Below are 21,997 nucleotides of genomic sequence, written 5' to 3' on the forward strand. Positions count from 1 at the left end.
CCTTTTATTGACGTCTTGTTAGCAATGCAAATTAAAAAACCCACGCCCACCTGAGTAATTTAAGGTAAATTAATACCGCAGGTTGAATATGAGTGTGATATAAGCAGCCGGACTCTCTTTATATAAGGAACCGACAAGATGCCAACGATGGGCAAATCCCTGCATTATCTCGACGTGGGCTCAGGCTTTCCGTTGCTGCTGGGCCACAGCTATCTGTTCGATCTGAACATGTGGGCACCGCAGTTCGAGGCGCTGGCGAAACGCTACCGCCTGATCGTGCCTGATCTCTGGGGACACGGCGACTCCCCGGCGCTGCCGCCTGGGCGAAGCAGCCTGTCGGATATCGCCGCCGATCATTTGGCGCTGATGGATCATTTGGATATTGCAGAGTTCGGCATCGTCGGCCTGTCCGTCGGCGGCATGTGGGGCGCGGAACTGGCGGCGCTGGCGCCGGAGCGGGTGAAAGTGCTGGCGCTGCTGGACAGCTACCTGGGCGACGAAACGCCGGAGGCTCGGCAGCGCTATATGGGCATGCTGGCCGCCGTGGAACAGGCCGGCGCCATCACGTCACCGCTGCTGGAGTACATCGCCGCGCAGTTTTATTCCGACGAAGTACCCGATGCGTTGTCGCAGCCATTGCTGGCCCATCTGCAGAGCCTGCCCGCCGAGCGCCTGCGCGACAGCATCGTGCCGCTGGGCCGGATGATCTTCGGCCGCCCCGACAAGCTGGCGCTGCTGGAAAACATCACCGCCACCAGCATCGTCATCACCGGCGCGCAGGATAAGCCGCGCCCGCCGGCAGAAGGCCAGCGCATGGCGGACCTTCTCGGCTGCCGACACGTGCTGATCCCCAACACCGGGCATATCAGCAACAAGGAAAATCCGGCGGCGGTCAACGAAACGCTGCTGGCGTTTCTGGCTGAAAACACCACCCCGCTGTTTTGGTGAGATTCTCCGGGCCGCCTGGCCCGGAGATTCCCTTCAGACGAAGCCTTAGGGAGGGGGAGGCTACATCCGGCGTTTATTGACCGATAGACGTCAGACCCTGGCGGATCCCTTCGTCAGCCTGCTGGCACCATGTCTGCAGACCCTGTGGCGCTTCTTTTTCCAACGCAACCACTTTGCCGTCGTCGTTCAGCACATTGCCTTCACGGCCCATCGCTTCACGCTTGTCACCGTCGCGGGTGTCGACACCGCCGGGAATGGCGGCCACGTAGGCCACCATTTTCTTGGCGTTGTCGATACTGTCCGCTTTCAGAAAACCTTTATCGACGCAGTAAGACATCAGCCCGCTGGTATTACGCGTAATGTCATAGACGTTTTTCAATGCAGCAGGGTCCATCCCTTCGGCATTAGCGGTATTGAACAGGCCCAGAGTCGCGGCAATCATGCCGGTCAGAATGCTCTTTTTCATTGTTATCTCGTTTTAATAATTAATTATTTAGCTTTGAATTATTCACAAAAATAATGTGAATGTCGGTACGGTATAACGGCGGCTCAGATTAACACAACCCAAACGCGTTAATAACTGTGATTAAGTTAACCTCCAGTAAAATAAAAATGCATGATGGGGTTATTACTCCGCCCGACGTCAGTTTTTACGTTCGACATTAACCGCACCCAATTCAATTTTAAAATAGTCTCACCAGGGAATTATTTACAACGTAAGCGTTGGCCTGCGGTCAATCGCGCCCCCGCCCTTTGCTAAAACCGCAGGCGTAACATAGCCTGTTAAGACGCGCCATGCCTTAGTGGGAGGGGATTCACATGAACCATTCCGTCCGGCCGCCGCAATGCGACGACAAAACCATTCTCGATATCACGATGAATTTATATCTCTATCCGGCGGCGCTTATTGCGCACCGCCTGGGCATCTTTGAATTTATTGCATTGCGCCCCCGCAACCTGACCGATATATGCGCTCAGGCCAATGTGGAAAGACGCCCGGCAGGGACACTGGTCATGGCGCTAGTGGCATTGAAATTGATAGACAGAGACGGCGAAACATTCTCTCTGACGCCGGAAGCGGAAACCTTTTTGTTAAAAAACAACCCGCATTATTTCGGCTATTTTTGGGATTTGATGATTGAAAACAGCGAGATTTTCACGCTGAAAAACCTGGAAAGCGCCATCAGAAAGAATGCCTCGCAGGTGTACGGCGAGCAGGAGCTGTTTGAAACCCATACGCTCGACGCCGACAGAATGCAGCTGTTTACCCACGCCATGCACAGCCTGAGCATGGGATCGGCCAGCGTTTGGCCTACGCTGTTGCCCCTCGGTGCCTGCCGCACGGCGCTGGATATCGGCGGCGCCTCCGGCGCGCATGCCATCAGTCTGGCGACCCACTGGCCGGCGCTCACGTGCACCGTGTTCGATCTGCCGGAGGTGTGCCCGCTCGCCGCCGACTACGCGCACGATCACGGCCTCAGTCAGCGCATCGGCACCCACAGCGGCGATATGTGGCGCGATCCCTACCCGGCGGCGGATCTGCACCTGTACTCCAATATTTTCCACGACTGGCCGATGGACAAGAACCGCTTCCTGGCGCAAAAGAGCTATGCGGCCCTCCCGCCCGGGGGCAGGATCGTGATCCACGAAGTGCTGTACAACGATGACGGCGACGGCCCACCTGCCGCCGCGGGGTACAGCCTGATGATGATGGGATGGACGCAGGGCCGCCAATACTCCGGCAAGGAAATCGGCGACCTGCTGCGCGACGTCGGCTTCGGGCCCGCTCAGGTGCTGCCGTCGCTCGGCTATTTCAGCATCGTCACGGCGCAAAAACCCCAGGCTTAGCGGTTCACCGAGCGCGCCATGCGGCTGTAGGTGTGGCGCACGCCGCGGATCGCCACGCTGTAGGCGAAGATGTTTTCCGGCAGCGCCAACCCCAGATAGCCGGTATCGCCGATATGGTGCAGATCCGCCCCGGCCATTTTGCTCATCAGCGCGATCTGCCGCACGGTCTGCACGTCGGCCCCCTCTTGCGAGGTGCCGATCGCCGTCATCGCCAGCGCCCCCTGCCGCTGGGCAAAGGCGATCAGCGCCGCCACTTTCTCCTGCGACATGCCGGGAATGGTGCCCGGCGCCGGCAACAGCACGATGTCCGCGCCGTTCTCCACGAACAGCGCGATATCCTGCTCGCCGATCAGCTGGCTGCCGCTTTCGCGCACGATGCCGGCGCCGTGCATCTTGCCGGTCACCAGCACCATCTCGTCGCCCACTTCCTCGCGGATCGCTTTCAGCGCGGCGGCGATCGCCTGATTGCTGACGCCGTTGTTCGGGTTGCCGGTCAGCACCAGCATGCGCGCGCCGAGCTGATACAGCTTGCGCGCATTCTCGGCGGTGGCGGCGCGGCCCGCCGTCATCTGCCAGAAATCGTTATGTTCGGTGGCGAAAGCCGGATCGACAGCCTCCAGATTCACCCCGATCACCCGCCCGGTCAGCCGCTGCAGCGTGCGCAGCGCCTCCTGCGGCGGCACGTCGGCGGGCAGACCCGCGATATGCGGACGATCGACGTCGAACAGGTTCAACAGCAGCAGATCGGCGCCCTGGCTGGCCGCCAGTTCGGCGTTGGTGACGTTATTGAGCAGCGGCTGAGTGACCGCGATGGTTTCGCTGACCAAGATGCGCCCTTCGCTGGCGCGGATGGCGTAGAGCAGATCGGCTTTGCCGATATCGGCCAGATCGCTGGCGCTGCAGTCCAGATAGCGTTTCATGAGGCAAGCTCCGGTGACGTTAGCGGAAAGGGATGGATGCCCCCTCTCCCACCGCAGTGAAAGAGGGGGAAAAGGTTACTTCAGGGTAAAGCTTTGCACCTGCACGTTGTCGGAATCCAGGCCGACGAACACGTTGAATTTGCCCGGCTCCGCCCCCCACTTCAGGCTGGCGTTGTAGAACTTCAGATCGTCTTCGCTAATCGGCAGCTCAACCTGCTGCGACTGACCGGCCTTCAGCGTCACTTTCTTGAAGTTGCGCAGCTCTTTCACCGGGCGGCTGACCGACGCGGTGACGTCCTGCAGATACAGCTGCACCACCGTGGCGCCGTCGTACTTGCCGGTATTCTTCAGCGTGACGCTGGCGGTTAACTTGCCGTTGCGCGCCATCGTCGGGCTGGATAACTTCAGATCCGACAGGCTGAAGGTGGTGTAGCTCAGGCCGTAACCAAACGGATACAGCGGGCCGTTCGGCGAATCGAAGTAGCGCGAGGTGTACTTGCCCGGGTTCTCCTTGCCGAACGGCCGGCCGGTGTTCAGGTGGTTGTAGTACATCGGGATCTGGCCGACCGAGCGCGGGAAGGTCATCGGCAGCTTGCCCGACGGGTTGTAATCGCCGAACAGCACGTCCGCCACCGCGTTGCCGCCCTCGGTGCCGCTGTACCAGGTTTCCAGCATCGCGTCCGCCTGCTCGCTCTCCCAGCTCAGCGCCAGCGGGCGGCCGTTCATCAGCACCAGCACCAGCGGCTTGCCAGTGGTTTTCAGCGCGGCGATCAGATCGCGTTGGCTCTGCGGAATAGTGATGTCGGCGCGGCTGGAAGCCTCGTGCGCCATGCCCTGCGATTCGCCCACCACCGCCACCACCACGTCGGCCTTGTTCGCCGCCTGCACCGCTTCGTCGATCATCTGCTGCGGCGAGCGGGTATCGAACGCCACCGCCGGCTCATACTCGTTGAGATAGTCGATGATGCCTTTATCCTGCGTGACGTTGGCGCCCTTGGCGTACAGAATGCGCGCCTTGTCGCCCACCGCCCGCTCCAGCCCTTCGCGCAGGGTGACCGACTGCTTGACCACCCCGGCAGCCGACCAGCTGCCCATCACGTCGCGCTGGCTGTCGGCCATCGGCCCGACCAGCGCAATGGTCGCCTGCTTGCTCAGCGGCAGCGTCTGCTTATCGTTCTTCAGCAGCACCATCGTCTTGCGCGCCACCACCCGCGCTTCGGCGCGGTGCAGGCGGCTTTCGGCGTTGGTGTCCTGCGGATCGGAACCCGCCGGCCCCAGATGCACGTAAGGATTGGTGAACAGCCCCATGTCGTACTTGGTGTTCAGCACGTCGCGGCAGGCGCGGTCGATATCGCTTTCAGACACCAGCCCGTCTTTCACCAGACCCGGCAGGTATTTGTCGTAAAACTCGTCGCTCATGCTCATGTCGACGCCGGAGGTGATCGCCAGGCGCACCGCGTCGCGCGCGTCGGCGGCCACGCCGTGTTTAATCAGCTCTTTGATCGCGCCGTGGTCGCTGATGGTGATGCCTTTAAAGCCCCACTGGTCGCGCAGCAGATCTTTCAGCAGCCACGGGTTGGCGGTGGCCGGTACGCCGTTGATCGCGTTGAGCGACACCATCACCCCGCCGCTGCCGGCGTCCACCGCCGCTTTGTAAGGCGGCAGATAGTCCTGATGCATGCGCAGCGGGCTCATGTCGACGGTGTTGTAATCGCGGCCGCCTTCGACGGCGCCGTATAATGCAAAGTGCTTGACGCTGGCCATCACCGAACCGGGTTTGGCCGGATCGCCGTTCTGGAAACCATCGACCATCACCTTGGCGATTTTCGATACCAGCCAGGTGTCTTCGCCGAAGCCTTCGGAGACCCGGCCCCAGCGCGGATCGCGGGTGATATCGACCATCGGCGCGAAGGTCATGTTCAGGCCGTCGTCGCTGGCCTCCTGCGCCGCCACGCGGGCGCTGAGCGCAATGGCTTCCAGATCGAAGCTGGCCGCCAGCCCCAGGCTGATCGGGAACACGGTGCGCTGGCCGTGCACCACGTCATAGGCAAAGAACAATGGGATTTTCAGGCGGCTGAGCTGCATCGCCTGATCTTGCATCACCCGGATATCCGGCCGGGTGACGGTATTAAAGATGGCGCCGATCTGCCCTTTGCGGATCCCCTCGCGGATCGCTTCTTTCGGGTTATCCGGCCCGACGCTGATCAGCCGCAGCTGGCCAATCTTCTCTTCCAGCGTCATCTGCTTCATCAAATTGGACACGAAGGCGTCGCGCTGCTGGGCGTGAATGCCCTGCGTTATCGGCGTTTCCTGCGCAAAAGCCGGGCTGAGGGCCAGACCGGACAACATACTCACCACACAAAGCCATTTCATCTTGTTTTATCTCAGGCGTGTTTCCGCCGCCAACGCCGCGGAGTTTAATCGGAGTGAAGAAACAGTTTGCCACACTCTGTTTCATCGCCAAGGGAATTCGCATCGCTAATGTTTACAAAGCATTACAGGTTATCGGCAGGTAATTCTGCAGCCGGGCGCGGCTGTCGGCGGCCTCCGCCGCCAGAAAATCGACCAGCGCGGTTAACGTCGGCGGCGCTACCGTGCGTTCAGGATAGACCAAATAATAGGCCGCGCCGCTGCTGACGCAGAGCGGGAACGGCGTGACGATGCGCTGCGCCTGAATATCCTCCTCCAGCAGGCACAGATCGCCGATGGCGATGCCAAACCCTTGCAGCGCGGCGCTCATCGCCAGATCGAGGGTATCGAAATGCTGGGCCTTGCCGGACGGCAACGCATCGGCGCCCGCCGCCTTCAGCCAGCGCAGCCAGTCGCGCCGATCGCGCGTCGGGTGCAGCAGGGTTTTGTCCGTCAAGTCCGTCAACCGGGCCGCCGGCGGCAGGAACGTCGGCGTGCAGACCGGCGTGAGGATTTCATCGAACAGCAAGTGCGCGGTCAGCTTTTTACCCGGCGGCCGGCCGAACACCACCGCGGCGTCAAACTGCTCGGTAGTGAAATCCAGGCCGTGCGACACCGAGGCGGTCAGCTCGATATGCATGTCCGGCCGTTCATTTTGCAGGCGAATGATACGCGGCAGCACCCAGCGCATGGCGCAGGTCGGGCATTTGATGCGCAGCGCCCCCGGCGGAGCGGCGGCCCGCGTCAGGGCTTCATCCAACTGCCCCAGCGCCTGCTGTACCGGCGCCAGCAGCTGCGCGCCCTGCGGCGTCAGCGCCAGACCACGCGCCTGGCGGCTGAACAGCGGATAGCCCAGGCGCTGTTCCAGCCCGAGGATTTGCCGGCTGACCGCTCCCTGCGTCAGGTGCAACTGCCGGGCGGCATGGGTAAAGTTAAGGCGTTGCGCCACCACCACGAAGGTTTTCAACACGTCGAGCGACGGCAGGGATATCGGCATAGCGAGCCTCGATTAGGTATGATCGTAGTGCATGGCAAGTATGACAAACTTTCCCTTGTCCGCCTACGCCGGCTGATGCTTAATCGCTCAACACTTCCCTGTTTGCCTGGAGCCCATCATGCAGAGCGCCTGCTCATCCCGCTCGAAGCTGCCGGACGTCGGCACCACTATCTTCACCGTCATTGGCCAACTCAGCGCCGAACATCAGGCCCTCAACCTGTCGCAGGGCGCGCCCAACTTCGCCGGTGACCCGCAGCTGATCGAGGCAACGGCGCAAGCCATGCGCGCAGGTCATAACCAATACGCGCCGATGAGCGGCGTGGCGGCGTTACGTGCTGCCCTGGCGGAAAAAGCTGAACGATTGTATGGCGCGCGCTATGACGCCGACGAAGAAATAACGGTGATCGCCAGCGCCAGCGAAGGGCTGTACTCGGCGATCAGCGCGCTGGTGCATCCCGGCGACGAGGTGATTTATTTCGAACCGGCGTTCGACAGCTATGCGCCGATCGTGCGCCTGCAGGGCGCCACGCCGGTGGCGATCAAACTGTCGCTGCAGGATTTTCGCGTCGACTGGGACGAAGTGGCCGCCGCCATCAACGGCAAAACGCGCATGATTATCGTCAACACGCCGCACAACCCGACCGGCGCGGTGTTTGACGCGCAGGATATCGACCGCCTGACCGCCCTGACCCACGACACCGACATCGTGATCCTGTCCGACGAGGTCTACGAGCACGTGGTGTTCGACGGTGAAATTCATCACAGCATGGCGCGCTATCCGCAGCTGGCGGAACGCAGCGTGATCGTGTCGTCGTTCGGCAAAACCTACCACGTCACCGGCTGGCGCGTCGGCTACTGCCTGGCGCCGGCGGCGCTGATGGACGAGATCCGCAAGGTGCACCAGTTCATGGTGTTCTCCGCCGATACGCCGATGCAGCACGCCTTCGCCGCCGCGCTCGCCAACCCGCAGAGCTACCTGGGGCTGGCGGCGTTTTACCAACAAAAGCGCGATCTGCTGGCCCGCGCCCTGCTGGATTCGCGCTTTGAGCTGCTGCCCAGCCGCGGCAGCTTCTTCATGCTGGCCCGCTTTAGCGGCTTCAGTCACGAAAGCGACAATGATTTCGCCGTGCGCTTGATCCGCGAAGCGAAGGTGGCGACGATCCCGCTGTCGGCGTTCTACAGCGACGGCACCGATACCGGCCTTATTCGGCTGAGTTTTTCCAAAGATAACGAGACCCTGCTGGAAGGCGCGCGCCGCCTGAGCCAGGTGTAATTTTTTGTCCGACCATGGGAAAGGGGCACTGCCTATGAAAGCTTTGAAAACGCTGTTCGCCGCCGGATGCCTGCTGGCCGCCGGCTCTTCTCTGGCGGCGGAAAACAGCCTGCGCTTCGGTCTGGAAGCGCTGTATCCGCCGTTCGAATCCAAATCCGCCAGCGGCAAACTGGAAGGGTTCGACATTGAATTGGGCGACGCGGTGTGCGCCGCCGCGCAGTTGCAATGCAGCTGGGTGGAAACCTCGTTCGACAGCCTGATCCCGGCGCTGCAGGCGCGCAAGTTCGACGCCATCAACTCGGCGATGAACGTGACCGAACAGCGGCGCCAGGCGATCGCCTTTACCGACGCCATCTATCAGGTGCCGAACCGCCTGATCGCCAAGGCCGACAGCGGCCTGCTGCCGGACGCCAAAGCGCTGGCGGGCAAACACGTGGGCGTGCTGCAAGGCTCAATTCAGGAGATCTACGCCAAAACCCATTGGGCGCCGGCGGGCGTGGATGTGGTGTCTTACCAGGATCAGAATCAGGTGTATCTCGATCTGGCGGCCGGTCGGCTCGACGCCACGCTGGTGATGGCGCCGTCGGGGCAAAGCGGCTTCCTGTCGCAGCCGGACGGCAAGGGCTTCGCCTTCGTCGGCGAGGCGGTGCGCGACGACAAAATCCTCGGTGAAGGCATTGCCTTCGGCCTGCGCAAAGGGGATGAGGCGCTGAAGAAGAAACTGGATGCCGCCATCGCCAAAGTGAAACAGCAAGGCACGGTGGCGGCGCTGTCGAAGAAGTATTTCGGCGATATCGACGTGACGGTGAAGTGATGGACGGGGGCGGCACCGCCGCCCCCTGCCGCGTTTAGCGATCGAACACCGAACTGTTCAGCGCGCGATCCTGCTGGTGGCGCTCCAGCGCCAATTCGATCAGGCGCGTGATCAACGCCTGGTAGCTGACGCCGCTGGCAGCCCACAGCTTGGGATACATGCTGATGTTGGTGAAGCCCGGCAGCGTGTTGATTTCGTTGATTACCACCTGGTTGTCCGGCGTCAGGAACACATCCACCCGCGCCAACCCGAAGCACTCCAGCGCGCGGAACGCCTTCAGCGCCACCTCGCGGATGTGGTCGCTCACTTCCGGCGCGATCGCCGCCGGCACCACCACCTGAGCGCCCTGCTCATTGATGTATTTGGTGTCGTAGGAGTAGAAGGCGTCGCTCAGCACGATCTCGCCGCATACGCTGGCCTGCGGATCGTCGTTGCCCAGCACCGCACACTCGATCTCGCGGCCGACGATCGCCGACTCCACCAGCACCTTGTGATCGAAACTGAAGGCCAGTGCCACCGCCGCGTCGAACTCGGCGCGGTTTTCCACCTTGCTGACCCCGACCGACGAGCCCTGGTTGGCCGGCTTGACGAACAGCGGCAGGCCGAGGCGCTCGCTCAGTTGCTCAAACGTGAACCCGGCGCGGTTGGTGCGCGTCAGGGTGACGAACGGCGCCACCGCCAGCCCGGCGTCGCGCAGCAGGCGTTTGGTCACGTCTTTATCCATGCTGACCGCCGAGCCGAGCACCCCGGCGCCGACGAACGGCATATTGGCCATGCGCAGCAACCCCTGCAGCGAGCCATCCTCCCCCAGCGTGCCGTGCACGATCGGGAAGATGACGTCGAGCTGGCCCAGCGCGCCGGCGCTGCCCGCTTCGATCAGCTGCTGCTTTTCCTGGCCCGGGATCAGCGCCACGTTCTTGTTCGAGCGGTTCAGCGCGATCAGCGCCGGGTTCTCGGCATTGAGCAGATAGTTGGAGGCGTCGTTGATGTGCCACTGCCCCTGTTTGTCGATCCCCAGCAGCGTGACGTCAAACTTCTCTTTGTCGATTGCATCCACAATGTTTTTGGCCGACTGCAGAGACACCTCATGCTCCGCCGATTTACCGCCAAAAATCACCCCAACACGTAGTTTAGTCACGCCTTAAATCCTTCTGAAAAATCATGGCAAAAAAGTCGTTTATCACAATAAACGCATTGCCTGGCGGCGGCAATCGTTGTTGCCAGAATCTTCTTACGCCACAGAATGCCACATCGCGACCATCCAAAACGTATACACTTCGTATATTGTTCATTTATGGAGACGCCGATGGGCATCGTAAAAATTTCGGACGCGCTGCATGACGATCTGCGCCTCGCCAGCCTGACCATGACGCGTTCGATCAACGCGCAGGCCGAGTACTGGATCAAGATCGGCATGCTGGCGGAGTTCCATCCGGAACTGACCTACCCGCAACTGGTAAAAAAAATGATGAAAGATAACGCGCTGACGCTGAAGGAGATTGTCGGGTGAAACAGATTGTGATTAAAACGCCGGAAGAGATTGCCAAAATGCGCCATTCCGGCGCCCTGCTGGCCAAAGTGTTTGCTATGCTCGATGAAGTCATCGTCGAAGGCATCTCCACCATGGAGATCAACGACCGCGCCGAGGCGTTTATCGTCGAAGAGCTGAAGTCGCGCCCGGCCAGCAAGGGGCAGTATGATTTCCCCTATGTGCTCAACACCTCCGTGGACGACGTGGTATGCCACGGGGTGCCGTCGGCCAGCAAAATCCTGCGTTCCGGCATGATCGTCAACGTGGATATCACGCTGGAAAACGGCGGCTATATCGCCGACTCCAGCAAGATGTACTGCATCGGCCAGGTGACGCCGCTGGCCAAACGGCTGGTGAACAACGTCTATGAATCGATGTGGCAGGGCATTCGCGCGGTCAAACCGGGCGCCACCCTGGGCGATATCGGCCACGCCATCCAGCGGCACGCCGAGCAGGCCGGCTACAGCATCGTGCGGGAGTATTGCGGCCACGGCATCGGCCGCGACATGCACGAAGAGCCGGCGGTATTGCACTACGGTCAACCCGGCAGCGGCATGGCGCTGCAGGAAGGCATGGTGTTCACCATCGAGCCGATGATCAATCAGGGCGACCGCCGCATCAAGCAGAAGAAAGACGGCTGGACGGTGGTGACGCGCGACAAAAAACTGTCGGCGCAGTGGGAGCACACCGTGGCGGTCACCGCCGACGGCGTGGAAATCCTGACGCTGCGCGACGAAGAGCGCCAGGCCGGCTACGCCGAGCGCTACTAAACCCGCAAGCCATTAGCCCACCAAGCTGATAGCTTAATAAGTTATTTAATTGATAACCTCTTAGCTTATTGCGCGGCACCCCGGCGCCGCGGTTAAGGCGACGGGGATGACAGGGAGACAGGCAGCATGCAGTCAGGCAATCAGACGTTTATCAATCAGCTTAAGGACATCGTCGGCGGCCCGCAGCTGTTGACCGGCGATCGCAACACCGAGCGTTATCGCAAGGGCTTCCGCTCCGGCGAAGGCCAGGCGCTGGCGGTGGTGTTTCCCACCAGCCTGCTGCAGCTGTGGCGCATTCTGCAGGCCTGCGTGGCCGCCGACAAAATCGTCATCATGCAGGCCGCCAATACCGGCCTGACCGAAGGCTCAACCCCCAGCGGCAACGACTATGATCGCGATATCGTCATCGTCAGCACCCTGCGCCTCGATCATATTCAGGTGCTGGACAACGGCAAGCAGGTGGTCGGTTTTCCCGGCAGCACCCTGCACCACCTCGAGAAATTGCTCAAACCCTACGGCCGCGAACCACATTCGGTGATCGGCTCTTCCTGCATCGGCGCCTCGGTGATCGGCGGCGTGTGCAACAACTCCGGCGGCTCGCTGGTGAAACGCGGCCCGGCCTATACCGAAATGGCACTGTACGCCCAGCTAGGGGAAGACGGCCAGCTGCACCTGGTGAACCATCTGGGCATCCGGCTTGGCGACACGCCGGAAGAGATCCTCACCCGGCTGGAAAAAGGCGACTATCGCCCGGAGGACGTCGAATACGGTGAGCTGCGCGCCTCGGATAACGAATACGCCAGCCGGGTGCGCGACGTCGATGCCGACACCCCTTCCCGCTTCAACGCCGACAAACGCCGCCTGTACGAAGCTTCCGGCTGCGCCGGCAAGCTGGCAGTGTTCGCGGTGCGGCTTGACACCTTCGAGAAAGAGGGCAAAGAGCAGGTGTTCTATATCGGCACCAACGACACCGCGGTGCTGACCGAACTGCGCCGCCACATGCTGAGCAAATTCGAAAACCTGCCGGTGGCCGGTGAATACATGCACCGCGATATCTTCGACATCGCCGAGGTGTACGGCAAAGACACCTTCATGATGATCGACAAACTCGGCACCGATCAGATGCCGCGCTTCTTCACCCTGAAAGGCCGCATGGACGCCAGCCTCAACAAGCTGCCGCTGCTGCCGCACAACCTGACCGATCGGCTAATGCAGGGCCTGAGCCATCTGGCGCCGAGCCACCTGCCGAAGCGCATGAAGGAATACCGCGAACGTTTCGAACACCACCTGCTGCTGAAGATGGCCGGCCCCGGCGTGGAAGAGGCCCAGCGCTACCTGACCGACTATTTCGCCCAGGCCGAAGGCGCCTTCTTCGCCTGCACGCCTGACGAAGGCAAAAAGGCCTTCCTGCACCGCTTCGCCGCCGCCGGCGCCGCGGTGCGCTACCACGCGGTGCACGCCGACAAGGTGGAGGATATTCTGGCGCTGGACATCGCCCTGCGCCGCAACGACACCGACTGGTTCGAAGCGCTGCCGCCGGAAATAGACAGTCAGTTGGTACATAAGCTGTATTACGGCCACTTTATGTGCCACGTCTTCCACCAGGACTACGTGGTGAAAAAAGGCGTGGACAGCCATGCACTGAAAGAAAAGATGCTCGAGATCCTCAACCGGCGCGGCGCCGAGTACCCGGCGGAGCATAACGTCGGCCACCTGTACCACGCCAAACCGGATCTGCAGGCGTTCTACCGCACCGCCGATCCGACCAACAGCTTCAACCCCGGCATCGGCAAAACCAGCAAACGCAAAGGCTGGGCCGAAGCCCCCCGCTAAGAGCGCCCGATTGGCCTGCCGACGCGGGCCACCTCACCTTCCTGTTGACCTTCAATGGCCCATTCAGCGTTCCGCGCGCAGCAGCAAGGAGACGATGAACGCGCCCCCCAGCCCCGCCGTAATGATGCCGATGGGCAGCTCCTGATTGGGGATCAGGCTGCGGCTGAGCATGTCGCCGCCGGTCAGCAGCATCGCCCCCAGCAGGCCACACATCGGCACGGACAAGCGGTGGCGCACGCCCACCAGGCGCCGGGCCAGATAAGGCACCATCAGCCCGACAAAACCGATCACGCCCGTCAGCGAAACGAGAAACGCCGTGGACAGTGCGCAGCACAGAAAGGTCTCGGTGCGCAGGCGCGCGACGTTGACCCCCATCGAATGGGCGGTGTGCTCGCCCGCCAGCAGCGCGTCCAGCGCCCGCCAACGCAGCGCCGTAAACCCGGCCAGCAGCACGAAACTCGCCAACGGAATGAACAGATTATCCCAACGCGCCAGCCCCAGCCCGCCCAGCGACCAGAACAACACCGAACCGGCCGCCCGCTGATCGCCGGAAAACACCAGGTAGCTGGTGAGCGCGCTGAACAAAAACGAGACCGCCAGGCCGCAGACGATCAGCTGCTCGGCGCGCCTGACCCGGCTGACGCGAAACAGGATCATCACCGCCATCGCGGACAAAATGCCGCCGGCGAAAGCGGACAGCGGCAACGTCAGCGCGCCCAGCGCGTCGCCGAAGCGCGTGATGACCAGCACCGCGCCGGCGGAGGCGCCGGAGGAGAGCCCAAACAGAAAAGGATCGGCCAGCTCATTGCGGGTAGTGGTCTGCAGCAACGCGCCGGTCATCGCCAGCCCGGCGCCGGTCAACGCCGCCAACAGGGCTCTGGGCATTCGCAGTTGCACGACGATGGTATCCAGCATGCCGGAGAGGGGCGCCGAACCGAGCCCTAACGCCGCCAACGCCTGCCGCCATGACAGCGCAACGCTGCCCAGCTGCAGGCTCCAGATCATTAGCCCACACAATACCGACAGCGCCAGCGGCGCGAGCAGCATAAATCGCCGGGTCGGCGAGTTCATTCAGCCTCCGGCGCGTACAGCGCCCGCGCCAGCTTTTCCACCGCGCCGATGTTGGCCGGCCCCGGCGTCAGCTCCGCATACTGCAGTTTCAGATAACGGTGGTGCCGTACGGCCGGCGTCAATTTCATCAACGGGTGAGATTCGAGGAAACGCCGCAGCGCATCGGCCCCCGAACCGGTCTGGTAATCCAGCAGAATAATGAAGTCGGGCTCGGCCGCCGCCACCGCCTCCCAGGACGCCGTCGTCCAGCTCGCCGGCAAACCGTCCATCACGTTGCGGCCGCCCGCCGCTTCGATGATCGCCGTCGGCATGGCGTATTTGCCGCTGGTAAAAGGCTTCTCCTCCCCCGAGTCATAGACGAACACCTTGAGCGGTGGCTGGCCCGCCGGTCTGGCGGGAAGCGCAGCCAACCGGCGCCGCCAGCCTTCAACCAGCGCGGCGGCCTCTTGCGGCTTGCCGAAAATCTTGCCGAGCTTCAGCTCATCGTCATACAGCAGGTTCATATCGGCCTTCTGCGGCCGCCCGCCGGCCTGCACGCAGCTCTCGCTCAACACCAGCGTTTTGATGCCGAACGGGGCGAGCTTCTCCGGCGTGACGTCGCCGCCGATCTTCATACCGTAATTCCAGCCGGCGAAGAAGAAATCCGGCTGCGCCGCCAGCAACGTTTCCAAAGCGGGATATTTCGGCGCCAGTTCGGGAATGGCGCCCATCGCCGCCTTGAAGTCGGGCGTCAGTTTGTACCAGCCGGTGATACCGGTCAGCCCGACAATGCGATCCTGTAGATGGAGCGCAAAGGCCATCTCGGCCATGTTGATGTCGTTGATGACGGCGCGTTGAGGCGCCTGGTTGAAGGTGATCGGCGAACCGCAGCTGTCTACGGTGACGGGAAATTTTTCGGCCGCCGCCGCCCCGCCGGCCAGCAGCAGGAGCAGGGGGAATACGCGTGTGTTCATATTTCTCTCTGGTTTATCAAGCGCAATGGGGAACGTCAAAAATACGCAGCGTTTTCCCGCTGACGGGGTGCGCCACCTTGAAACTGTTCATGCCGAACACCGGCAGAATAACCGGGGTCTGCAACACCGCCTCGGGCGTACCACAGGCTACCTGGCGGCTTTCGTTGAGCACCAGGATCCGATCGGCAAACGCCTCCGCCACGGGCAAATCGTGCAGCACCGCAATCACGGCGATATCTTTATTTTTCACTAACGACAACAGCGCCGAGCGCCCGGGCGGATCGAGATGATTGGTCGGTTCATCCAGCAACAACAGCTCGGGAGACTGCGCCAACGCCCGGGCCAGTGCGGCGCGCTGGCGCTGGCCGCCCGAGAGCCGCCCCAACGGGTGGTGCCTGAGCGGCGCCAGCCCGGTTTCCCCGATGGCCTCATCAACGATGCGCTTTCCCGTCGCAGAGCGTTTGCCATGCGGTAAACGGCCCAACGCCACGTAATCCTCAACCGAAAGCCGCAAATCCGGCAGATCGTTTTGCGCCAGAAAGGCGATGCTTCTGGCGCGCTCCGCCGCCGGCCACGCGGACAAGGCGCGCCCTCGCCAGTAAATGCCGCCGCTGTCCGCCCGCGTTTCGCCGATCAGGGTGCGCAACAGGCTGGACTTGCCGCTGCCGTTGGGGCCGATCACCGCCAGCTTCTCACCGGCGCGGAGCGCGAAATGGATGTTGTCGAGTATCAATGCCCCGCCGTGTCCGGTCAGGCTAACTCCATCAACATGGAGGATGTCGTGAACTGAATTCATTATGCATAAATTGTTATATTATAACATATCAGTGTTTTTACCACGATTGCTCGCCTTCTGCAAAAGCGAATCGCAAATTCTGATGCCGCACGCGCTGCGTGAAGCAAGGCAGAGGGCAAGCCACGCCCTGCGTCAAAACGGCGTGGTTAAAGCAACATAGCACACCTTTTTATTAATGATAATGATTTTCATTATCATTAATATCTCTGTGATTTCCGATTGCACGCCCCGCTGAACTTGGTTATGTTTGAAGCGATTCGTCTCAATCCCGATTTTCAGGAACTCACATGACCTATCTGGCGCACAGTACAGATCCGACAAACGCGACCGTTCCGGCCGTCGTTTTGCTGTGTGCTTCCTCTGCCCCACCCGCCGTTTCTTCTGTCGTTTCTGCGGTTGCCGCTTACCCGCCACGCCTTGTGGTTGTGCGTTAAGCCAAACCGACTTTTTACCTCCGGCTTAGTGATCTGTTGCGTTCAGGCGTAGACCGCCGCGCGCGCCGGAGCCTGTAATTTTCACGACAGGTGAAATTGATATGCGATTACCTTCTCTCTGGGCCAATGCCGGCCTGGCTACGCTGTTCGTCCTGCTCTGGAGCAGCGGCGCGATCATCTCCCGTTGGGGATTGGAGCACGCCTCCGCCTTCGCTTTTCTGTTCTTCCGCTGCGCCATCGCGCTGGCGGTGCTGTTGGCCATCGGCCTGTGGCGGCGCCAGTGCCTGCCCGCCCCCGGCACCCGCCGGCGCGTCGCGCTGATCGGCGTGTTGATGATCGGCAGCTATCAGATCTGCTATCTGCTGGCGTTGGAACAGGGCATTACGCCCGGCGTGCTGGCCACATTACTCGGCGTACAGCCGATCCTCACCCAGTTCATCACCGAACGGCGCTGCACCGGGCTGCGCGCATTCGGGCTGGCGCTGGCGATGGCCGGGCTGACGCTGGTGGTGTACCAAAGCCTGATGGTGGCTCATTTCTCGCCGAGCGGCATGCTGTTCGCCTTTATCGCATTGGGGAGCATGACCGCCGGCACCCTGCTGCAAAAGGGCATGACGCAGCCGCCGCTGGCGGTCTTGCCGCTGCAGTATGCCATCGGGCTATTGATGTGTACGCTGGCGCTGCCGTTTGAGCCGCTGCGGGTCGACTGGCGGCCTGAGTTCGTGCTGCCGCTGCTGTGGATGGCGGTGGTGATCTCGGTGCTGGCGACGTTCTTGCTGTATCGCCTGATCCAGCGCGGCAACCTGGTGCAGGTCACCAGCCTGTTCTATCTGATCCCGGCGGTGACCGCCCTGCTGGATTATCTGCTGCTCGGCCACGCGCTGGCCGCGCTGAGCCTGTTGGGGATGGCGGGCATCGTGCTCGGCGTGATGCTGGTTTTCCGCCGCGCATAAAAGCAAAAGCCCCCGCGCCGTTCCACCGGCGCGGGGGCGACAACAACAGCCGTTAACTCAGAATAACCAGGAACCGTACCCCCACAGCAGCACCGTCACCCCAAGCAGCAGCTCGAGCAACAGGATGCCGATAGCGAAGGTCGAGCTGGAGAAGATGAACCCTTCCTTACTGTCGATATTCAGGAAGTGCGGGATCCCCAGATTCAGCAGATAGCCCGAATAGCACAGGCCGATAATGCCGACAAACAGACACAGCCAGACGACCGGATAGAGCGCCACCACCCCGCTGAGGAACATCGGGGTCGCCACGTAGCCGGCGAACACCATGCAGCGGTGCAGGCTGGGGCGCGATTCATAGCGCCGCGCCATCCAGTGAATGACTTTCCCCATGGCCGCTACGCCCGCCAGCATCAGCAGGTAGAACGCCACGGCGGTATAAAGCGCGGTAAACATGTCGAGCCTGATGGCATGTCCCTCGCCGGAGAGCCAGCCCAACTGGGTGGTGCCGATAAAGGCGCAGACCACCGGGATGGCTGCCAAGAGCAACACGTGATGGGTGTATAGGTGCGAGACGCTTTCATTCTCGCTTTTGATCTGTTCGAACTCGGCGCTGGGATGCGCCAGAAGTCCCCAAACATGACTGACCATGAGACACCTCCAATCTCGCCGTAGGCCGCGATCGGCGAACGAATTTCACACCTCTGACGGACTGCTACCCGTGCGAGGATTGCGGCCACGGGGCTCTCTCCCCTGTACTAATTATAGTCTTTCGGCGAAAAAACGTGCGGAAAGCGCAACGCCGCGGCGCTTTGTCTTATACTCCCACCATGAAAACCAGGCTGTGAGGAAGGTCATGTCATCCGTTATCACCACCCGCCAGGCGGGGATCGTCGACGTCGAAGCCGGGCGCAACGTTACCGTGATCGAACCCTGCAATCTGTACGGTTGCCGGCTCGGTGACGATGTCTTCGTCGGCCCGTTCGTCGAGATCCAGCGCCACGTCAGCATCGGCGCGCGCAGTAAAATTCAGTCGCACAGCTTTATCTGCGAATACGTCACCCTCGGCGAAGCGTGCTTTGTCGGCCACGGCGTCACCTTCGCCAACGATCTGTTCAAAGACGGCGCGCCCAATGCCGATCCGGCCAGCTGGGGGCGCACCTGCATCGGCGATCGGGTGTCCATCGGCTCCGGCGCCACGATCCTGGCGGTGGAGATCTGCAGCGACGCGGTGATCGGCGCCGGGGCGGTCGTGACCCGCGACATCACCCGCAAGGGGATCTACGCCGGCAACCCGGCGCGTCTGCTGCGGGAGCTGCCGTAATGAACCCGGCCATCCGCATCGTGGCCATTGAGACGTTGCCCGACGATTATCTGGCCCGCGGCGATTTCAGCTTCACCATCGCCTGTTACGCCCTGCCGCAGTTCGACAGCCCGGTCGACAGCTGGCCAACCCGCCCGGTGGCACCGTTTCGCAAGCAGTATCCGCTGGCGCCGTTCGCCAACGAAGACAGCGTGACCTTCCTGGCGTATCGCCAGGACGACGCCGTTGGCCACATCACGCTGAGCAAAAACTGGAACGGCTACACCCTGATCGACGAGATCGCGGTCAGCGCTGACGCGCGCCGTCAGGGCATCGCCGGGGCGCTGGTGGACTGCGCCAAACAGTGGGCGCGGCAGCAGGAAACCTCAGGTATGATGCTCGAAACGCAGAACAACAACCTGGCGGCCTGCCGCTGCTACCAGCACTATGGGTTTATCCTCGGCGGCATCGATCGCTTGCTGTACCGCGCCGAACCGGAGATCGCCGATCACGAAATCGCGCTGTTCTGGTATTTGCCGTTCAATAGCGAAATCGGTTACTGATTTATCGATTGCCATTGAGGCTATGTTTACTTTTTAACCCCTACCATCGGATGAGAACTGTTATCACTTACTCTGATAAACCAGCGACACCCATGGAGGGCCGTATGAACAAGAACAAGGCTGTTTTACTGATGTTAGCTATCGCCATGAGCGGATGCGCCGATCGCCCCACCGCCGTCACCCCCGCAACGCCGCCGACCGACGCCGCCGTTTCGCCGCCGAACCTGCAACCGCAGATGGATGACAGCACCCGCAGCAAGCTGCGTGAGATCCTCGCACTGCGCGCCGGTTGGCCCGCCGCGCAGCCGCATGGCCGCACCGTCGATTTGATTTCGCGCGAATTCCTCGGCACGCCCTATCTCGCCAACCGCCTGATCGGTTCGCAGAGCACGCCCGAGCAACTGGTGATCGACTTCCGCGGGCTGGATTGCTTCACCTACATCGATTATGTCGAAGCGCTCAGCACCGCCCGCAGCGAAGCCGAGTTCGTTCAGCGCCTGGTGGACATCCGCTACGTCGACGGCAAAATCGCCTTCCCGCAGCGCAAGCACTTCTTCACCGACTGGGCGCAGCGGCCGAAAAAAGTGGCCGAAGACATCACCGCCCAGCTCAGCCCACACGCCGTCAGCCTCGTGAAAAACCTCAATCAGAAAGCCGACGGCGGCAGCTACCTGCCCGGCTTGCCCGACGTACAGCGCAGCGTGACCTATATCCCCAGCGACCGCGTCGACGACAAGGTGCTGGCCCAGCTGCGCACCGGCGATTACATCGGCATTTACACCAACCTCGCCGGGCTGGACATGACCCACACCGGCATCTTCGTGATGACCGACAACGGCCCGGTGCTGCGCAACGCCTCTTCGCGCAAAGCCAACATGCGGGTGGTCGATTCGCCCTTTATGGATTACGTGATGGCTACGCCGGGCATCGTCGTGCTGCGTTCGCTCAGCCGATAATCCCCCATCGCATAACGGCTATAAGCTATAGCCGTTTATGCTGAACGAGCGTTTGACTTCATCGGCGGTTCAGGCTTAGCTGTAAGAACAAAAACCAACTGATTTTATTGTTCTTTTCAGGGAGACTTCGATGACCTTACGCTGGCGTATCACCCCTCTGGCGGCGGCCTTCGCCGCCGTATTGGCGCTTCAGGGCTGCGATCAAAAAACCGACCAAAACCATATCAAAGTCGGCGTCATCAACGGCGCGGAACAAGACGTGGCGGAAGTCGCCAGGCAGGTGGCGAAAGAGAAATACGGGCTGGACGTCGAGCTGGTCGGCTTCAGCGGCTCGCTGTTGCCGAACGACGCCACCGACAAGGGCGAATTGGACGCCAACGTGTTCCAACACCGCCCATTCCTCGAACAGCAAAACAAAGATCACGGCTACAAGCTGGTGGCGGTCGGCAATACCTTCGTCTTCCCGATGGCCGGCTACTCCAAAAAGATAAAATCGCTGAAAGAGCTGCCGGACGGCGCGGTGATCGCCATTCCGCTCGATCCGACCAACCTGGGACGCGCCCTGCTGCTGCTGGAAAAAACCGGGCTGATTAGCCTGAAGCCTGGCAAAGGGTTGCTGCCTACCGCGCTGGATATCAGCGCCAACCCGCATCATTACCAGATCATGGAGCTGGAAGGCGCGCAGTTGCCGCATGTGCTGGACGATCCGAAAGTCACCGTCGCCGTCATCAGCACCACCTACATCAACCAGACCGGCCTGTCGCCGACCAAAGACGGCATCTTCATCGAGGATAAAGACTCGCCGTACACCAACATCATCGTCACCCGCGAAGACAACAAGGACGCGCCGAACGTGCAGAACTTCATCAAGGCCTATGAGTCGGAAGAAGTGGCCAAGGCCGCCGAGAAAATCTTCAACGGCGGCGCGGTGAAAGGCTGGTAAATTCGGCCAACATCAAGGCGGATTCTGCGTACGAATCCGCAATATTTCACTTTCATTCCCCGTTTCCTTACGCCACACCTTTCTCTAAAAGCAAAACGCCCGCATGCTCATTCCTCCATAACACGGATTGTTCACAACAAAGGAGTGTCTCGATGCCGATCAAATTTGCCCCCAAGGTCGGGGAAATTCTTGAGTGCAACTATGGCAACTATCCCCTATCAGTCTGCCAACCGCATGAAGCCGGCTTTTATGATGGCCACATTCCACCAGAAATGGTGAAGAACCGTTTAGTTGTTGTGTTAAATGGCAAAATTAACGGCAATGCCTGCATTATCGTACCGCTGTCGACCACCAGAGATTCGAACAAGATCGAACGGGGATTGCACATCGAAATTACGCGTGAACTCATCGAAGATATGAGATTCTTTCATCCGCAAACCCGCTGGGCAAAGGGCGATCTGGTGCAGCAAGTCAGCCGCCAACGGCTGAACAGAGCCCGTAAAGAGAGAGGCTTTCTTACCCAGTGTCTGTCGCGCGAGCTTGTTGCTGACATACAACGCGCCGTCATTAAGTCGATCAATGCCAAAAATATGCTGTTCTGACCAGTACGCTGTTGTTGACAAAACAGACAAATCAGGTGAAATTGTCGCCGTAGCCGATAAAGGCCCTTATGCTATACCCTCCC

Annotated in this window: 22 protein-coding genes; 13 read left to right on the forward strand and 9 right to left on the reverse strand. The window is 61.0% G+C overall.

Translation table 11 applies throughout. The features are described 5' to 3' along the window. Positions 1–147 precede the first annotated feature (147 nt). A complete protein-coding gene (locus ACJ8IJ_RS09570; protein ID WP_442518647.1) occupies positions 148–948 on the forward strand; it encodes an alpha/beta fold hydrolase in 801 nt (266 codons plus the stop codon). A gap of 73 nt (positions 949–1,021) precedes the next feature. Here the strand turns inward: ACJ8IJ_RS09570 and ACJ8IJ_RS09575 are convergent, their stop codons facing one another. Beyond that, the gene (locus tag ACJ8IJ_RS09575; protein WP_004939596.1) at positions 1,022–1,414 is read right to left on the reverse strand and encodes a hypothetical protein; all 393 of its coding nucleotides are present in this window, start codon (positions 1,412–1,414) and stop codon (positions 1,022–1,024) included. 353 nt (positions 1,415–1,767) lie between these two features. On the opposite strand from ACJ8IJ_RS09575, the gene ACJ8IJ_RS09580 reads away from it, so the two are divergent. Then, a complete protein-coding gene (locus tag ACJ8IJ_RS09580) occupies positions 1,768–2,796 on the forward strand; it encodes a methyltransferase (protein WP_442518571.1) in 1,029 nt (342 codons plus the stop codon). Here the strand turns inward: ACJ8IJ_RS09580 and ACJ8IJ_RS09585 are convergent. From ACJ8IJ_RS09585 to ACJ8IJ_RS09595, 3 genes are all read right to left on the reverse strand, one after another. After that, positions 2,793–3,716 carry a DUF7916 family protein gene (locus tag ACJ8IJ_RS09585; protein WP_442518572.1) on the reverse strand — a complete coding sequence of 308 codons (924 nt, stop codon included), beginning with the start codon at positions 3,714–3,716 and terminating at the stop codon, positions 2,793–2,795. The two genes, ACJ8IJ_RS09580 and ACJ8IJ_RS09585, sit on opposite strands and share 4 nt — an antisense overlap. 75 nt (positions 3,717–3,791) lie before the next feature. Beyond that, entirely contained in the window at positions 3,792–6,089 is a 2,298-nt protein-coding gene (bglX, locus tag ACJ8IJ_RS09590; protein ID WP_442518573.1) for a beta-glucosidase BglX, read from the reverse strand. 112 nt (positions 6,090–6,201) lie between these two features. After that, positions 6,202–7,122, reverse strand: a complete 921-nt coding sequence (locus ACJ8IJ_RS09595) for a LysR substrate-binding domain-containing protein (RefSeq protein WP_154870553.1) — start codon at positions 7,120–7,122, stop codon at positions 6,202–6,204. 118 nt (positions 7,123–7,240) lie between these two features. Between ACJ8IJ_RS09595 and ACJ8IJ_RS09600 the strand changes: the two genes are divergently transcribed. Both ACJ8IJ_RS09600 and ACJ8IJ_RS09605 read left to right on the forward strand, forming a co-directional pair. Beyond that, a complete protein-coding gene (locus ACJ8IJ_RS09600; RefSeq protein WP_342578209.1) occupies positions 7,241–8,395 on the forward strand; it encodes a methionine aminotransferase in 1,155 nt (384 codons plus the stop codon). A gap of 34 nt (positions 8,396–8,429) precedes the next feature. After that, a complete protein-coding gene (locus ACJ8IJ_RS09605; protein ID WP_015377062.1) occupies positions 8,430–9,209 on the forward strand; it encodes an ABC transporter substrate-binding protein in 780 nt (259 codons plus the stop codon). A gap of 34 nt (positions 9,210–9,243) precedes the next feature. Here the strand turns inward: ACJ8IJ_RS09605 and ddlA are convergent, their stop codons facing one another. Continuing rightward, positions 9,244–10,347, reverse strand: coding sequence for a D-alanine--D-alanine ligase (gene ddlA / locus ACJ8IJ_RS09610; RefSeq protein WP_082996975.1), 1,104 nt, complete (start codon positions 10,345–10,347; stop codon positions 9,244–9,246). 168 nt (positions 10,348–10,515) lie between these two features. Between ddlA and ACJ8IJ_RS09615 the strand changes: the two genes are divergently transcribed. The 3 genes from ACJ8IJ_RS09615 (at position 10,516) to dld (ending at position 13,343) form a co-directional block, all read left to right on the forward strand. Then, positions 10,516–10,719, forward strand: a complete 204-nt coding sequence (locus ACJ8IJ_RS09615; protein ID WP_006324220.1) for a ParD-like family protein — start codon at positions 10,516–10,518, stop codon at positions 10,717–10,719. After that, positions 10,716–11,510, forward strand: coding sequence for a type I methionyl aminopeptidase (gene map, locus ACJ8IJ_RS09620; RefSeq protein ID WP_049299472.1), 795 nt, complete (start codon positions 10,716–10,718; stop codon positions 11,508–11,510). Before ACJ8IJ_RS09615 ends, map begins: the two co-directional genes overlap by 4 nt. Positions 11,511–11,636: 126 nt before the next feature. Next, complete coding sequence (gene dld / locus ACJ8IJ_RS09625) at positions 11,637–13,343, forward strand: D-lactate dehydrogenase (RefSeq protein WP_442518574.1); 1,707 nt, start codon at positions 11,637–11,639, stop codon at positions 13,341–13,343. A 63-nt stretch (positions 13,344–13,406) separates the two neighbouring features. On the opposite strand, the gene ACJ8IJ_RS09630 is transcribed toward dld, so the two are convergent. From ACJ8IJ_RS09630 to ACJ8IJ_RS09640, 3 genes are read right to left on the reverse strand one after another with little or no spacing between them, the layout of a single operon-like run. Continuing rightward, positions 13,407–14,414 (reverse strand): FecCD family ABC transporter permease, encoded by a 1,008-nt coding sequence (locus ACJ8IJ_RS09630; protein WP_015377058.1) that lies wholly within the window; start codon positions 14,412–14,414, stop codon positions 13,407–13,409. Then, positions 14,411–15,367 carry an ABC transporter substrate-binding protein gene (locus ACJ8IJ_RS09635; protein ID WP_342578163.1) on the reverse strand — a complete coding sequence of 319 codons (957 nt, stop codon included), beginning with the start codon at positions 15,365–15,367 and terminating at the stop codon, positions 14,411–14,413. The genes ACJ8IJ_RS09630 and ACJ8IJ_RS09635 overlap by 4 nt, the downstream gene beginning before the upstream one ends. A 16-nt stretch (positions 15,368–15,383) precedes the next feature. Continuing rightward, complete coding sequence (locus tag ACJ8IJ_RS09640; RefSeq protein ID WP_197752952.1) at positions 15,384–16,100, reverse strand: ATP-binding cassette domain-containing protein; 717 nt, start codon at positions 16,098–16,100, stop codon at positions 15,384–15,386. A gap of 598 nt (positions 16,101–16,698) precedes the next feature. Between ACJ8IJ_RS09640 and ACJ8IJ_RS09645 the strand changes: the two genes are divergently transcribed. Next, positions 16,699–17,550, forward strand: a complete 852-nt coding sequence (locus tag ACJ8IJ_RS09645; protein ID WP_131164544.1) for a DMT family transporter — start codon at positions 16,699–16,701, stop codon at positions 17,548–17,550. Positions 17,551–17,607: 57 nt separating this feature from the next. On the opposite strand, the gene ACJ8IJ_RS09650 is transcribed toward ACJ8IJ_RS09645, so the two are convergent. Then, on the reverse strand, positions 17,608–18,198 hold the full coding sequence (locus ACJ8IJ_RS09650) for a Yip1 family protein (protein WP_033633836.1): 591 nt from the start codon (positions 18,196–18,198) through the stop codon (positions 17,608–17,610). 205 nt (positions 18,199–18,403) lie between these two features. Between ACJ8IJ_RS09650 and ACJ8IJ_RS09655 the strand changes: the two genes are divergently transcribed. The 5 genes from ACJ8IJ_RS09655 to ACJ8IJ_RS09675 all read left to right on the forward strand — a co-directional run bounded on the left by ACJ8IJ_RS09655 (position 18,404) and on the right by ACJ8IJ_RS09675 (position 21,914). Continuing rightward, positions 18,404–18,871, forward strand: a complete 468-nt coding sequence (locus tag ACJ8IJ_RS09655; RefSeq protein WP_004939644.1) for an acyltransferase — start codon at positions 18,404–18,406, stop codon at positions 18,869–18,871. Next, the gene (locus ACJ8IJ_RS09660; RefSeq protein ID WP_442518575.1) at positions 18,871–19,413 is read left to right on the forward strand and encodes a GNAT family N-acetyltransferase; all 543 of its coding nucleotides are present in this window, start codon (positions 18,871–18,873) and stop codon (positions 19,411–19,413) included. Before ACJ8IJ_RS09655 ends, ACJ8IJ_RS09660 begins: the two co-directional genes overlap by 1 nt. A gap of 104 nt (positions 19,414–19,517) precedes the next feature. Then, entirely contained in the window at positions 19,518–20,369 is an 852-nt protein-coding gene (locus ACJ8IJ_RS09665) for a DUF1460 domain-containing protein (RefSeq protein WP_442518576.1), read from the forward strand. A 130-nt stretch (positions 20,370–20,499) separates the two neighbouring features. Next, positions 20,500–21,312 (forward strand): MetQ/NlpA family lipoprotein, encoded by an 813-nt coding sequence (locus tag ACJ8IJ_RS09670; RefSeq protein WP_004939656.1) that lies wholly within the window; start codon positions 20,500–20,502, stop codon positions 21,310–21,312. A 152-nt stretch (positions 21,313–21,464) separates the two neighbouring features. Next, positions 21,465–21,914, forward strand: coding sequence for a type II toxin-antitoxin system PemK/MazF family toxin (locus ACJ8IJ_RS09675; protein WP_004939660.1), 450 nt, complete (start codon positions 21,465–21,467; stop codon positions 21,912–21,914). Positions 21,915–21,997 lie beyond the last annotated feature (83 nt).

This window comes from Serratia sp. CY40230, assembly GCF_052168835.1.
Taxonomy (GTDB): domain Bacteria; phylum Pseudomonadota; class Gammaproteobacteria; order Enterobacterales; family Enterobacteriaceae; genus Serratia; species Serratia nematodiphila.

What these genes read in the sequence shown, in the direction of transcription:
- ACJ8IJ_RS09635 (WP_342578163.1), bottom strand. Translation starts at nt 15,367, where the DNA reads ATGAACACACGCGTATTCCCCCTGCTCCTGCTGCTGGCCGGCGGGGCG.
- ACJ8IJ_RS09575 (WP_004939596.1), bottom strand. Translation starts at nt 1,414, where the DNA reads ATGAAAAAGAGCATTCTGACCGGCATGATTGCCGCGACTCTGGGCCTG.
- ACJ8IJ_RS09580 (WP_442518571.1), top strand. Translation starts at nt 1,768, where the DNA reads ATGAACCATTCCGTCCGGCCGCCGCAATGCGACGACAAAACCATTCTC.
- ACJ8IJ_RS09655 (WP_004939644.1), top strand. Translation starts at nt 18,404, where the DNA reads ATGTCATCCGTTATCACCACCCGCCAGGCGGGGATCGTCGACGTCGAA.
- ACJ8IJ_RS09660 (WP_442518575.1), top strand. Translation starts at nt 18,871, where the DNA reads ATGAACCCGGCCATCCGCATCGTGGCCATTGAGACGTTGCCCGACGAT.
- ACJ8IJ_RS09595 (WP_154870553.1), bottom strand. Translation starts at nt 7,122, where the DNA reads ATGCCGATATCCCTGCCGTCGCTCGACGTGTTGAAAACCTTCGTGGTG.
- ACJ8IJ_RS09615 (WP_006324220.1), top strand. Translation starts at nt 10,516, where the DNA reads ATGGGCATCGTAAAAATTTCGGACGCGCTGCATGACGATCTGCGCCTC.
- ACJ8IJ_RS09650 (WP_033633836.1), bottom strand. Translation starts at nt 18,198, where the DNA reads ATGGTCAGTCATGTTTGGGGACTTCTGGCGCATCCCAGCGCCGAGTTC.
- ACJ8IJ_RS09675 (WP_004939660.1), top strand. Translation starts at nt 21,465, where the DNA reads ATGCCGATCAAATTTGCCCCCAAGGTCGGGGAAATTCTTGAGTGCAAC.
- bglX (WP_442518573.1), bottom strand. Translation starts at nt 6,089, where the DNA reads ATGAAATGGCTTTGTGTGGTGAGTATGTTGTCCGGTCTGGCCCTCAGC.
- ACJ8IJ_RS09605 (WP_015377062.1), top strand. Translation starts at nt 8,430, where the DNA reads ATGAAAGCTTTGAAAACGCTGTTCGCCGCCGGATGCCTGCTGGCCGCC.
- ACJ8IJ_RS09665 (WP_442518576.1), top strand. Translation starts at nt 19,518, where the DNA reads ATGAACAAGAACAAGGCTGTTTTACTGATGTTAGCTATCGCCATGAGC.
- ACJ8IJ_RS09585 (WP_442518572.1), bottom strand. Translation starts at nt 3,716, where the DNA reads ATGAAACGCTATCTGGACTGCAGCGCCAGCGATCTGGCCGATATCGGC.
- ACJ8IJ_RS09645 (WP_131164544.1), top strand. Translation starts at nt 16,699, where the DNA reads ATGCGATTACCTTCTCTCTGGGCCAATGCCGGCCTGGCTACGCTGTTC.
- ACJ8IJ_RS09670 (WP_004939656.1), top strand. Translation starts at nt 20,500, where the DNA reads ATGACCTTACGCTGGCGTATCACCCCTCTGGCGGCGGCCTTCGCCGCC.
- ACJ8IJ_RS09600 (WP_342578209.1), top strand. Translation starts at nt 7,241, where the DNA reads ATGCAGAGCGCCTGCTCATCCCGCTCGAAGCTGCCGGACGTCGGCACC.
- ACJ8IJ_RS09570 (WP_442518647.1), top strand. Translation starts at nt 148, where the DNA reads ATGGGCAAATCCCTGCATTATCTCGACGTGGGCTCAGGCTTTCCGTTG.
- dld (WP_442518574.1), top strand. Translation starts at nt 11,637, where the DNA reads ATGCAGTCAGGCAATCAGACGTTTATCAATCAGCTTAAGGACATCGTC.
- ACJ8IJ_RS09630 (WP_015377058.1), bottom strand. Translation starts at nt 14,414, where the DNA reads ATGAACTCGCCGACCCGGCGATTTATGCTGCTCGCGCCGCTGGCGCTG.